This window comes from Haliscomenobacter sp., assembly GCF_040403615.1.
Taxonomy (GTDB): domain Bacteria; phylum Bacteroidota; class Bacteroidia; order Chitinophagales; family Saprospiraceae; genus Haliscomenobacter.
In genome coordinates this window covers 16,874-30,316 of the sequence record NZ_JBBAKG010000023.1, presented here as the reverse complement: position 1 = coordinate 30,316, position 13,443 = coordinate 16,874, and the positions used below count along the sequence as shown (strand labels likewise).

Here is a 13,443-nt window from a genome sequence, read left to right as displayed (position 1 = left end):
TAAAACTCATCTAGTTACTTGATTAGAATATAATTACCAATTGGCATTCCCATTTCTCCGCTTCAACCTGCTTTGATGTGAAGCTACCAGTAGCCAAAAGCCGTTGATTTTGGCATAGGTATCGGTATAACGCGAATTGAACACGATGACTCCGTTTTTTTCATGTTTTTCAATCGCATAAATACCACGCAAAATCGCAATTTTTCCATTGTTGTAAATATTTACTTGAGTTGATTTTGTATAATGCTTTTCAGTCGAGCCTTTAAGGTAATTTGTTTGCAAACTTTTAATAATTTCTCCAACGTTTTTCAATTCTCCATAAACAGTGGTAAGCACGAAATCAGGGATAACCATTTCTTTCAAGCGATTTGAATCCAAAGTATTGATGGCGTTGTTTCTATTGTTTTCCAATTGAAGCAGTTCAGCAGCAATGTTTTTATTTTTTCTGCTTTGGGATGGAGGGTTGGACTGGTTTTCAGGTTTGCATGAAAAAAAATACAATGCAAGCAAAACCATGATTGTGCTGATTTTTTTCATGCCAGTTAATTTTGAATAGGGCTTACATTTTGGTAAAAAATGTCGATTGGTGTTAATATTTTTCAGAAAAGTTTTGACCTTTGCGCCATACCGGAATCTCATTGTTTTTTCCCCAATACTCAATAATCTCGATTATCTTTGACTCTCCAGCAAAGGTAAAGAAGGACGTAATAAAGTAATTTTCAGGAGTTTGATCAGAGTAAGCCTTCACCACCGTGACAATAATTCCTTCTTTCATCTCCGATAACATGTCGATTTCTTCTATGCGCCAGGGCAGAGGGTTGGCTTCATGCATGTGGATAAACGCATCTCGGGAACGGAATACTTCTCGCGTGTTGGGTTCCCAAACAATGGCGTGCTCATGCATTAAGGAAGACGCTGCTTTGAAGTTAGCCTGATCAAAATGATCCCAAAATTTTCGAACGATTTCCAGTTTACTCAACATAACAATAAGGATTTGTCAGTCTTTGGTGAAAAAATTAAACCGAAGCATCTATCTTCATGCTTGCCAATTTGGGCATAAAATTAATGCTATTTACTTATGAAACATTGCTTGGCTTGGCTTTTTGTTGTTTAGATGTGAATTTCAATTCCATCGTTGCATTTTCAACTTGAATTTGCCAAATCATGCCTATATTTCCCTAACCTTAAAAGATCAAGCATGAATCAAAAGAAAAACACGATCAGCCATTCTCGCCGGAATTTTATCAAAAATTCAGCTTTGGCTTTGGGCGCATTCGCCATCGTGCCTCGCCACGTACTGGGAGGAAAAGGATTTTTAGCCCCTAGCGATACCCTGACCAAGGGCATCATCGGCGTAGGGGGTATGGGCCGCGGCCACTTTGGCTACGAAGGCACCAAACTGTTGGCGGTTTGCGATGTGGACAAAAATCACCTCAAGCAAGCCATTGATTTGTCTGGAGGACAAGCCAGAGGATACTCCGATTTCCGGGAATTATTGGCCCAACCCGATATCGATATTGTACACATCGCCACCCCTCCCCACTGGCACGGCGTAATGTCGGTGATGGCTGCCCAAGCAGGTAAAGATGTATGGTGTGAAAAACCCATGACCCGAACCATTGGTGAAGGCAAGCGGGTAATCGAAGCCATGGAGCAGTACGGACGCATGTTTCGCCTGAACACCTGGTTTCGTTTTACCGATAATTTTTACGGCATGAACACCACCGTAAAACCACTCAAAAAAGTGGTAGAAAGTGGCATTCTGGGCTGGCCGCTTACCGTGACCATCAGCGGTTTTACGGGCTTCAACTGGAAATTTTACTGGGTAGGAAAAACCAACCTCGAACCCACTCCAGTACCTGCCGAATTGGATTACGACATGTGGCTCGGGCCTGCACCCTATAAGCCTTACCATCCGCACCGCGTACACGGCACCTTCCGCGGCTATTGGGATTACGATGGCGGTGGATTGGGCGATATGGGTCAGCATTACATTGACCCCGTTCAGTACATCCTGGGCAAAGACAACACCAGTCCGGTACGGGTAGATATTGATTGCCCACAGCAGCACGATGATGCAGTAGGTACCTGGCGCAGAATTGAATTCACCTACGCCGATGGTTGCAAAATTATCCTGGATGGTGAAAACAAAGACACCAACGCCGCTTACATCGAAGGGCCCAATGGCAAGATTTTCCGTGGATTCAAATCCACCATCCCAAACATTTTGCAAGCCATTGACACCTTCCCCGATCCGGCTCCACAGGTGACCAGTTTCAGCGAGGCCGTGGTATCGCGCCAAAAATTCGGACTCAACGAACTCAATGGTCACCGCTCCTGCACGGTAGTCAACATGGGGAAAATCGCGCTCCAACTCGGACGCTCCCTCAATTTTGACCCAGTCAAGCAGGAATTCATCAACGATGAAGCCGCCAACCGCTTGATCAACCAGCCCATGCGCGGCCCTTGGAAAATTTAGTCACCAACCAAAAATCAATCATGCAAGCACATATATCTTCGCTTTCCGCAACCCACGACTTCAGTCGTGGGCAGGCACGCCATACCCCCACCCCACGACTTCAGTCATGGGCAAATCCAACAAATTTAGGAGCACTTGCCATCCTCGTCCTTTTCCTCACCAATCTCCACCCTCTTTCTGCTCAAGACCAGCGCAGCACCAAGACCAAAATTGCTGACGTTCTGGCCACCCTGCCCAGCACCAGCAATCCCGAAGCCGAACGCAGTTTTGCTGAATTGATGCGTACTGGCGAAGAAGGCATCAACCTCATCACCGAGCAGGTACAAGCCAGTGGCCAGGCCAGCGGTGTAGCCCCTCGCTATGCAGTCTCTTTGCTCACGCACTACGCCAAAAAAGTAGAAGACAAAGGCTTGATCGAAAAAGCCTTTGTGCAAGCTCTGTCCAAAGCCAAGACCACCGAGACCAAAGCCTATTTCATCAGCAACATCCGCTTGGTTGGCAGCAATACCAGCGTTGCCCCTTTGACCACCTACGTTACCGACGCGGATTTGTTTGCGCCAGCCATTGGAGCCTTGGTTACCATTGGTACCCCAGATGCCAAACAAGCGCTGACCGCAGCATTGCCAAGTGCCCCAGCAAATGTCCAAAATCGTTTGATCGAAGCATTGGGTGAACTCAAGTACAAGCCCGCCATTGCAGCCATTCTGCCTTTTTCCGCCAACAAAAACATTGAACTGCAAAAGCAAGCCCTCTGGACGCTGGCGCTAATGGGCGAAAACAGCGGTAGCAATACCCTGCTGGAAAAAGCCAAAGCGGTAGGTTTCAAAAATGACCCCACCGAGGCAGGTAACGCCTTGGTAGAATATTTGCACCAGATCCGCCAAAAAGGCAATACCGTTTTGGTAGGTACCTTGAGCAAAGCTATTTTGGCAGGCACGCTGGCAGCTGATCAACAGCATTTCCGCCTGGCTGCCCTCAAAAGTCTGGCCTGGGCCAATGTTGCTGCTACCGCAAAACTGTTGATCGCAGAGCAAACCCGTTTTGACGACGGCTACCGCCTTGAAATCCTCAAAATTGCCAGCTTGAGCCTACAGAATCCAGCCGTAAAAATGCAATGGGAAGCGGCCTACAAAAAGGCCAAAGGCGATGCACAGGCAGATATTTTGGCCATGTTGGCCAAGGCTCAAACGGAGGATTCCTACCTGGAAGCGCAATTGGTGCCTGCCTTGAATTCCACCAATTCTGCCGTGCGAATGGTGGCAGCCGATGCCATTGCCCGCAGCAAAAACAAAAAATTTGCGCCAGCCATCCTGGGTTATTTGACCAAGTCCAGCGATGAAAAGGAGATCAAAGCAGCCCAATTGGCCTTACTGCAGTTGGTGGACAAAGACAACACCAACCTTTTAGCGGCAAAATTAGGCAGTGCATCTAGCGCAGCCAAAATCGCGTTGATCCAGATATTGTCCGACCGCCGGGCAGTCAATCAGTTTGATGAGGTAGCTGCTTTGTCAAAATCTACCGATCCAATGGTGCAAAACGCAGCCTTTCAAGCGCTGTCCAATCTTTCTTCTGGTAAAAAAATTCCAGACCTGTTGAACCTGCTTTTTGCTACTGAAAAAGAAGCAGAAATCAAATCAATTCAAAGTGCCATTGTTTCAGCCCTGGATGCCAATGCGACCAGTCTGATCACAGAGGCGTATCAGCGCGACAAGACCAAGATCATTCCTATTTTGGCCTTTATGGAAGACAAAAGTGCCCTTGAAAAAACCAAGGCAAGCTTTACTCAAGGTACCGGCAAAGAAAAAGAAGCTGCTTTTACTGCCTTGTGCAATTGGAACAACAGCGATGCCATCCGCACCTTGTTGGGCATTCGCCAGGACGCCGCTTTAACTGCTTACCACGATCGGGCATTCAGCGCCTTGATCAACCAAATCAACAAATCGAGCTGGTCTGACGACGAAAAATTGGCCATGCTGCAAGAGTCTATGCTGGCCGTTACCTCCAAGCAAGACCAATCCGCAGTAATTCGTGGCATGGGCCGTTTGCGGGGACTGCCTGCCCTGATGTCGGTCAATCGTTATCAAGACAATCCCGATTTAAGCGCTGCGGCCAGTCGCTCTGTGATGCAAATTGCCTTGCCCACCGCTGACGCCAAACCCGGCCTTACTGGAAGCATCGTACGCAATGCGCTTGAACGGGCCCGCACCACGCTGAGTGGCCCGGATAGCCAATACGAGCGCATCGACATCGAGACCTACCTGGCTACCCTGCCGCCTTCCAGCCTCGAAGTGAGCAAACCTTATGAACTGTCCGCAGAGGAGATCCAGCAAGGTTTTGAAATCCTGTTCAACAGCAAAAACCTCGACAACTGGGTGGGCAACAAAACGGATTACGTAGTTGAAGACAACAACATTGCCATCTACCCTACTGCGGCTCAAAACCGGGGCAACTTGTATACCGCTAAAGAATTCAGTGATTTCACTTTCCGCTTTGAGTTTCAATTGACGCCTGGCGCCAACAATGGATTGGGCATTCACGCGCCATTGGAAGGTGACGCCGCATATGTGGGCAAGGAAATCCAGATTCTGGACAATACCGCGCCAATTTATGCCAAGTTGGAGCCTTATCAATACCACGGTTCGGTATATGGGGTAATTCCTGCCAAACGCGACTTCCTCAAACCCGTTGGTGAGTGGAACCAGGAAGAAGTATACGTCATTGGTGACTTCATCCGGGTCACCCTGAATGGCACGGTAATCCTGGAAGGCGACATGAACCTGGCCTCCAGAAAGGGAACCATGGACCACAAAGACCACCCCGGGCTAAAACGCAACAAAGGCCATATTGGCTTTTTGGGGCATGGTTCGGTGCTGAAGTTTCGGAACATAAGGATCAAGGATTTGAGTAAGTAACTCACATTTTTCCACCACCTTAGGCACTTCAGACACCTAAGAGTCACATGAAGAATACTGTTCTCGGATTCTCAGGTGGGTCTTAGGTGTCTGAAGTGCCTAAGGTGGTGGAAAATCAAAGCAGCGAAGCTGCCTGCTTAATCTGAGTAAGTAATGTATTTTAGTTTCGTGCAGATTTTCGGAAAATCAATGCGAAACCAAATTGATCATCGCCATCAAAAAATAAAACCTATGAAACCATTCTTCCCACTCTTTCTATTGCTGATTGTCTTCTGCACCACCCTCCAGGCCCAAGAACCCGCACCAGACTCCCGATACGAAAGAAAAATGGTGATGATCCCCATGCGCGATGGCATCAAATTGAACACCTTAATTTTTATACCCAAAAACAGCAAAGACCCACTCCCCTTCTTGTTGAGCCGAACGCCCTACGGTGTTGCCGAATCCCCTTATCCTGAGCGCTCGAACCCAGAACTCGCCAAAGAAGGTTTCATTTTTGTTGATCAAGACATTCGGGGGCGCTACTTGTCTGAAGGCAAGTTTGAAATGCTGCGCATGACCCGCGATCCTAAGTTGCCCAACAGCATTGATGAAAGCACCGACACCTACGATACCATTGATTGGTTGTTGAAAAACATTGGCAACAACAACGGCAAAGTTGGCGTATTTGGCATTTCTTATGGCGGTTGGACCAGCATGATGGCGCTCATCGATCCGCACCCCGCACTCAAGGCCATTTCCGAGCAAGCCACCCCAGCCGACTGGTTCATCAACGACGACATGCACCACAACGGAGCTTTTCGCCTAAGCTACGGCTTTGATTACGCATTTATGGAGGAAGCGGGTAAAATTGACACCTTGTTTCCTTTTGATACCTACGACAATTACGATTGGTACTTGCGCCTGGGCCCATTGTCCAACGTCAATGACAAGTATTTCAAGCATACCATTCCTTCCTGGGACAATTTCGTCAATCATCCCAATTACGATGATTTTTGGAAAAAACAATCCTTGTTCACCCGCTTTGCCAATCGCCCGCTGACCGTTCCGACCCAACACGTGGCGGGATGGTTTGACCAGGAAGATTTTGCTGGCCCTCTTTTCATGTACGAACTGTTGGAAAAACAGGACAAAAACAACTTGAATTGCATTGTGATCGGCCCATGGAACCACGGTGGTTGGTCACGTTCAGAAGGACGCAGTTTGGGCAATTTGCAGTTTGACGCACCAACCTCCAAAACTTTCCGCGAAGAAATCCAGCTCGGATGGTTCAATTATCACCTTAAAGGCAAGGGCGACGGGAAATTTGCGGAAGCCATTACTTTTCAAACGGGTTCCAACCAGTGGAAGCGGTATGATTCATGGCCTACAAAACAAGCCATCCAACAAGCCTTGTATTTCCATGCCGACGGAAAATTGTCTTTTGACCAACCTAAAGCCAGCACTGGTTTCGACAGTTTCATCTCCGATCCCGCCAATCCCGTTCCTTATCGTACCCGCCCCATCGAACAGACCTATGGCCCTGGTTCACGCTGGTTTACCTGGATGACGGAAGACCAACGTTTTGTAGATGGCCGCCCCGATGTGTTGAGTTGGGAAACCGATGTATTGGAAAATGACGTAACCATCACCGGCAAGGTAATCGCCGATCTTTTTGCTTCCACCAGCGCCTCTGACGCCGACTGGATCGTGAAACTGATCGATGTCTATCCTGCCCTGGATGCAAAAAACCTCAAAATGAGCGGCTACCAGCAAATTGTAACTGCCGACGTGCTGAGAGGTCGCTTCCGCAAAAGTTTTGAAACGCCATTGCCCGTCAAACCCAACGAGGTAGTGGAATACAACGTCGATCTCTTGCAATCGGATCATACCTTCCAGAAAGGCCACAAAATCATGGTGCAGGTACAAAGCACCTGGTTTCCCGTGATTGACCGCAACCCACAAAAATTTGTACCGAATATCTTTACGGCCAAGGCCAGTGATTACGTGAAGGCAGAGCATCGGGTTTACCGAACAGGGGCGAATGCGTCGAAGGTGATGGTTTCGGTGGTGAAGTAATTCAAAATATTGCCAAAAAAAACACAAAAAAATATTGTATTTTGATGTAACTTTGTTTCGTTTTTAAACACAAAATCAACACGTGCTCAAAACCATTGGAAAATCCGCCGCACTACTGCTCCAAGGACTTTACATGAAAAACATGGAGTATTTTTGCATTTCTGATGCTACACAAATTTTGGAAAAAAATGATGAACCAATTGTACGTCGGCTATTGAGTGATATGGTTCGCAAGGGATTACTCATGCGTTTGCGAGATGGATTGTACCACATCATCCCCTATGATCGGGATCCTGAAACTTATTTTCCAAACTGGCATGTAGTTGCTCATCACTTGGCTAGAGATACTCCTTATTATATTGGATACTACAGTGCCCTTGCATTGCATGACCAAACAGTACAACCCTCTTTAGGTGAACAAGTGGTAGTTAGTCGTTCGTTACGGCCAACTTTGCAGGTCATCAATGGCATTCCGTTTCAATTCATTGCCCACAATTCTAAGCATTTCTTTGGTATCACTAAGAAATGGGTGCAAGAAGGAACCTTTAGAATAAATTGCTCCGATCTGGAAAAGACCTTCATAGATTGTGCATTTATGCCCCAATACGCCGGAGGAATTTCTGAATTAGGCCGAGCATTGTACAAATCACGCCAAGATTTAAATCAAGAGAAATTGTTGGAGTACATCCGTTTATTTGATTCAGATGGAGCAATCCGAAGGATAGGATACTTATTAGAGACACTGGATATTCTACCAGAGCTGTCTCGTGAACTAAATGATCTGGTTAAACATTCTCAGACCTACGTTCTCTTGGATACTGCTTTGCCTAAATCAGGACATATGCTGAGTCGTTGGGGTATCATTCAAAATTTGGATGAAGAAACCATCTTATCTGTAAACTTCAACTGATGCTTAAACCCAAAGACATTCAAATCATTGCAGGCAAGAATAAAGTCAATGACACGCAAATTGAAAAAGATTACGTCATCAATTGGCTGCTTTGGGGCATTTCACAAATAGAGTTGCTGCGTAACAGTTTAGTTTTTAAAGGTGGCACAGTTTTGAAAATGGTATATTTTGCTAATTATCGATTTTCTGAAGATTTGGATTTCACACTTGTTCCAGATACAATAAGCAACGAAAAACTTATTGATGGTTTCAATGAAGCGATAAATGCGATTGAAGAAGAATCCGGAATACAACTCAAATTAAGTCCGCTTGAGGTTCACATCAGTGGCAGTATAGCCTTTTACATTTATTTCTTAGGCCCACTTGGTGGAAAAATTGACAGCAAATCTGTAAAAGTGGACATAACCCGAGGTGAAAAATTATTATACCCCCCTCATGATCGTCCTATTTTTAAGAACTATCCAGATTTACCGCCTGATCAATTCCTATTGCGCTGTTATCCACTTGAAGAAATTATGATAGAAAAATTAGTTGCTTTGATGGGTCGAACTCAACCCAGAGATCTTTATGACATTTGGTATTTACTTGAAGAAACAGAATTGGATTTAGAATTATTAAAGCTTGAGTTTGTTGCAAAAGCCCAACACAAAGGACATCAAGCAACCCAGTTTTTGACTACATGGAAACGAAAATCCAAACAATTTGAAAACTTATGGAATCAGTATCTAAATCACCAAATTGCTGACCTCCCAAAATTCGAAGGAATAAATCGAGCTGTAAATCGACACTTCAAGACATTTGGACAACTCTAATCTCAAGCTGCACCGACCATGACCCAAGCGAACAACGTCTTTGTCATCACGCTCAGCATCATCCTTTTGGGGTTTTTGTTGAAAAAATATGACTTTGTTACCGAAAAAGACGGCAAGACAATTTCCAGATTTCTGATGCACACCACTTTTCCCGCCTTGATGATTGTGTCTACGGCGCGAGTGCAGTTGGATCCAGGATTGTTTTTGATCCCCTTGTTTTGCATTGGCTTTTGCGTGATCATGCTGAGTATCGCCTGGTTTTGGTTTTCCAATTACACCAATGACTTGCGTGGCGTACTCACCATGGGCGCAGGAACCGCCAATGTGGGTTTGTTTGGTTTCCCCATTATTGAGGGCTTGTTTGGCAAGGAAGCACTGGTGTATGCGGTAATGTTCGACATCGGCAATACCCTGATTGCGTTTGGCGTAGTTTACCCCCTGGGGCGCTTTTTCGCATCGGGTGGCAGCGCAGCGGGTCTTGATTGGAAAGCCATTTTGAAGCGCGTTTTCAGTCTTCCTCCATTTTTGGGCTTGTTTGTGGGTTTGAGCATCAATGCCTTGTCGATTCCAATGCCACCCCTGGTATTCGATGCTTTGGATGTATTGGCCAAGGGCAATAAACCGCTGGTACTGTTGTTGATGGGCGTTTATTTGAGTTTCAACCTGGATAAAAATCAACTGAAGGCCATCTCCAAAGTATTGAGCATCCGCTATGTGGTGGGTTTATCGATGGTGGCCATTCTGTATTTTTTTCTCCCGCCCTCGCTCATGCAAAGCGTGCTGATCATCTGCGTGCTACTGCCTCTGGGCATGACCATTTTACCTTTTTCCGATGAAATGAACTTTGATTCGCGCATTGCTGGCACCCTGCTCAACATCTCCCTGTTGATCAGTTTTGGCTTGATGTGGGTGCTGGTTTTGGTGCTGGGATTGATACCTTAAGTATGACGCCTTATTATTGGAAGTTTTTGTTCACGCAGATTTGACGCAGATTAATTCGCAGATTTTCACGGAAAAATCTGTGTGAAATCTGCGAATTAATCTGTGTAAAATCTGCGCGAAACATCATGTCAAATTGGTGATTTAGGCTGCCTTATTCAATCCCCTGCAATTTCATTTTCTTTAATTGCTCATTAATACCCGGCAATACCTCTTTGTACAGAGCATCCCATTTCTTGGTGACTTGTTCAAGATTGCTCTTCGACTCCTGTGCAGCCGCGATAGCCTGGGTAGTAGCAGGCATATCGGTCTCTTGCAATCCGCTGAAAACGCCTCCAAAGGCCCGATTCAGGCGACCCAATTCATTGTTTTGGATGCTTGCAATGGTTTGATCCAATTGTTGCAAAGAGTTAGTGAGTGGGCCTTTTTTGATCATCGGCAACGTCAGTGCCACTTGCTTGCGCAAACTGGCGGCCGCTGCTTCCAACTCGGTCACTTTTTGCTTACCCTTGTAACAATCCAGCGACAAATCGTGCTGCTGCTTCAATTGTGCAGTCGTGCTGCTTACCCGTGGGTCCATTTTAACCGTCAGGTTTTGAGTCAGCGATTGACCATCTACTACGAGTCTGAGCACATAGGTATCAGGCAATACCCAAGGGCCCGTTGGTTCTGGAGCAGTATTCTGATAAGTTGCTGCAATCGAAAAAGATACCGGTTCATCCAGTGGCGTGTAGTGCAAATCCCAAAGGAAACGGTGTGATCCGGGTGCTCCCGACAAAATTTGTTGCGGCCGAATCCAATAAGGAGGTACATTGCCAGGGTTGATTTCGATGGGTTTGTCATTGGTACTGTAACTACGAACCACTGTGCCAAACTTATCATAAATCACCAGCGTTACCTCGCTTTGATTTTTCAGGTAATAATTGATTACTGCTCCATCTGGTGGATTTTCGCCAGCAGCTTCTTCTTGCGGTACAGGGGTATCGGTGTTCATGTTCCAACGCACCCGATAAGCCGTTTGAGGTTTGAACAAGATCGAATTTTGCGCAACCAAAGCTTTGGTCAATTGCCGCAGCGGCGTGATGTCGTCCAGAATCCAGAAAGAACGTCCATGCGTACCCACTACAATGTCATCGTCTTTGATCACCAAATCGCGGATTGAAGTGGCGGGCATGTTCAATCTGAGCGGCTGCCAATGCTCGCCATCATCGAAAGAAACGGAGACCATCCGCTCAGAACCTGCAAACAACAAGCCTTTCTGGAGGGGATCTTCCTTGACGGAATTGATGGGATCATTGGGCAAACCTGTCACAATTTCCTGCCAGGTTTTGCCCCCATCGCGGGTGCGGTAGATGTGTGGGCGCAAATCGTCGCAGCGGATGCGGTTTACGGCAGCATAGGCCGTATTGGGGTCAAAATGGCTGGCCTCCATGATGGACACTTTGCTCCAGGAGGTAATGGCTGGCGGGGTCACGTTCGTCCAGGTCTTGCCCCCATCGCGGGTCACTTGGATGTACCCGTCATCCGTTCCGGCCCAAATGAGGTTGACATCGAGTGGCGAAGGTGCCACGGTGTAAATAACGCCCCGCCGTGGCATGGTTTTCATGTCTGGCGTGGTGAACACCCCCACACTGGCGGGGATATCGTAAGTTTCGCGGGTCAGATCCGGACTGATGACTTCCCAGGAGTTGCCGCCGTTTTGGGTTTTGAACAGTACATTTCCCGCAAAAAAGAGCGTTTTAGGATCGATTGGTGAAAACAACACTGGAGCAGTACGAATGAAGCGGTACTTGCCACTGCGCACCGCCTCGGGCGCTATGTTTTGGTTTTGCCCCGTCCGTTTGTCGAATTTGGTGATTTTACCCCCGTAAATGATGTTTGGATCTAAAGGGTCAGCAGCTACATAACCATATTCTTCGACCCCCACTGGGTGCCATTCGCGGAAAGTGATGCGGCCATCGTTGCCCCGGGAAGCAATGCCCACCGAGCCACTTTCTTGTTGGCCACCGTATACATTGTAGGGAAAGGCATTGTCGGTACTCACGTGGTAAAACTGCGCCGTAGGCTGGTTGTACCAGGAACTAAACGTTTCACCGCCATTCACGGTAATGATGGCTCCTTGATCGCTGGCCAGCAGGATGATGTTGGAATCATCGGGATTGATCCAGATGCGGTGGTAATCGTCGCCACCAGGGGCGCCACGGAAGGCTTTCCAGTTTTTGCCACCATCGGTAGATTTCCAAGTGACAACATTGGCGGAAAAAACAATGTCAGGATTTTTAGGGTCAACCTTTACTTCGGCAAAATCGCTTCCCCGACCCCAGAGGCGAGGATCTGGGTTCATCAGCGTCCAGGATTCACCGCCATCGTCGCTGCGGTAAATGCCGCCTTTGGGCGCATCAACGGTGGCGTACAGACGTTTGGGATTGCTGGGCGCGATGCAAAATCCAATCCGACCCAAACCTTCTGCGAAGGTGGGCAGTCCTTTGGTTTGTTTTTTCCAGGTATCGCCTCCATCAGTCGATTTGTAAAAGCCGCTTTCGGGGCCTTGCCAGGCACCGTTTTCCCAGGGGCCCTGCCGACCAGCCCAAAGGGAAGCGTAAACGGTATTGGGATTGCTGGGATCAATAGTGACCTGAATGGCGCCAGTGTTTTCGTCTTTGTACAGCACACGCTGCCAAGTTTTGCCGCCATCGGTGGTGCGGTACACGCCTCGTTCGGTATTGGGGCCATACGGGTGACCCAGTACAGCGGCAAAAACGCGGTTTTCGTTTTTGGGGTCGATATCCAGTCCACCAATTTGCAACCCGTCGCTGAGTCCCAGGTGCTGCCAGGTTTTGCCAGCATCGGTGGATTTGTACATGCCGTCGCCCACGGATAGATCGGGACGTTGCAGCCCTTCGCCGCTGGCCACATATAGCACATTGGGGTTGGAAGGCGCTACTCCCACATCGCCAATCGATCCGGTGGGTTGATCATCAAATATCGGTTTCCAGGTACGGCCAAAGTCGGTGGTTTTCCAAACACCTCCGTGATTGACCCCGATGTAAAACACATTGGGTTGTTGGGGGACACCGACTGCGCCTACGGTGCGCCCTCCGCGGTGCGGCCCGATCATGCGCCAACGCATGGCATCGAAAAGCTTGGCATCGTAAGGTTGGGCCTGGATTTGACTAAGCGCCAGGGTAAAAAAGAAGAGTGTGGTCAGGAGCATTTTTGTTTTCATACGGTATCCGTGATTGTTGGTTGATGGAAAGTTAAGGAACAGAAATCAAATAAAGGTACATTTCGGCAGGACTCTTTGTATGTAGCCGAAAAATCGAATGTAGCACA

At 47.4% G+C, this 13,443-nt stretch carries 9 protein-coding genes; 6 read left to right on the top strand and 3 right to left on the bottom strand.

What is annotated here, in order from left to right; genetic code table 11:
* Positions 1–33: 33 nt before the first annotated feature.
* Positions 34–537: a nuclear transport factor 2 family protein gene (locus ABW391_RS09570; protein WP_353481630.1), complete on the bottom strand. Its 504-nt coding sequence runs from the start codon at positions 535–537 to the stop codon at positions 34–36.
* Between the two features lie 52 nt (positions 538–589).
* Positions 590–982 carry a nuclear transport factor 2 family protein gene (locus ABW391_RS09565; RefSeq protein ID WP_353481629.1) on the bottom strand — a complete coding sequence of 131 codons (393 nt, stop codon included), beginning with the start codon at positions 980–982 and terminating at the stop codon, positions 590–592.
* 216 nt (positions 983–1,198) lie between these two features.
* On the opposite strand from ABW391_RS09565, the gene ABW391_RS09560 reads away from it, so the two are divergent.
* The 6 genes from ABW391_RS09560 (at position 1,199) to ABW391_RS09535 (ending at position 10,113) form a co-directional block, all read left to right on the top strand.
* Positions 1,199–2,479, top strand: coding sequence for a Gfo/Idh/MocA family oxidoreductase (locus ABW391_RS09560; RefSeq protein ID WP_353481628.1), 1,281 nt, complete (start codon positions 1,199–1,201; stop codon positions 2,477–2,479).
* 20 nt (positions 2,480–2,499) lie between these two features.
* Positions 2,500–5,391, top strand: coding sequence for a 3-keto-alpha-glucoside-1,2-lyase-like domain-containing protein (locus tag ABW391_RS09555; protein ID WP_353481627.1), 2,892 nt, complete (start codon positions 2,500–2,502; stop codon positions 5,389–5,391).
* A 231-nt stretch (positions 5,392–5,622) separates the two neighbouring features.
* Complete coding sequence (locus tag ABW391_RS09550) at positions 5,623–7,449, top strand: CocE/NonD family hydrolase (RefSeq protein ID WP_353481626.1); 1,827 nt, start codon at positions 5,623–5,625, stop codon at positions 7,447–7,449.
* 82 nt (positions 7,450–7,531) lie between these two features.
* Positions 7,532–8,359 carry a type IV toxin-antitoxin system AbiEi family antitoxin domain-containing protein gene (locus tag ABW391_RS09545; protein WP_353481625.1) on the top strand — a complete coding sequence of 276 codons (828 nt, stop codon included), beginning with the start codon at positions 7,532–7,534 and terminating at the stop codon, positions 8,357–8,359.
* On the top strand, positions 8,359–9,171 hold the full coding sequence (locus ABW391_RS09540) for a nucleotidyl transferase AbiEii/AbiGii toxin family protein (RefSeq protein WP_353481624.1): 813 nt from the start codon (positions 8,359–8,361) through the stop codon (positions 9,169–9,171). The genes ABW391_RS09545 and ABW391_RS09540 overlap by 1 nt, the downstream gene beginning before the upstream one ends.
* 18 nt (positions 9,172–9,189) lie before the next feature.
* On the top strand, positions 9,190–10,113 hold the full coding sequence (locus tag ABW391_RS09535; protein ID WP_353481623.1) for an AEC family transporter: 924 nt from the start codon (positions 9,190–9,192) through the stop codon (positions 10,111–10,113).
* Between the two features lie 151 nt (positions 10,114–10,264).
* Here the strand turns inward: ABW391_RS09535 and ABW391_RS09530 are convergent, their stop codons facing one another.
* Positions 10,265–13,336 carry a WD40/YVTN/BNR-like repeat-containing protein gene (locus ABW391_RS09530; protein ID WP_353481622.1) on the bottom strand — a complete coding sequence of 1,024 codons (3,072 nt, stop codon included), beginning with the start codon at positions 13,334–13,336 and terminating at the stop codon, positions 10,265–10,267.
* Positions 13,337–13,443: the final 107 nt, after the last annotated feature.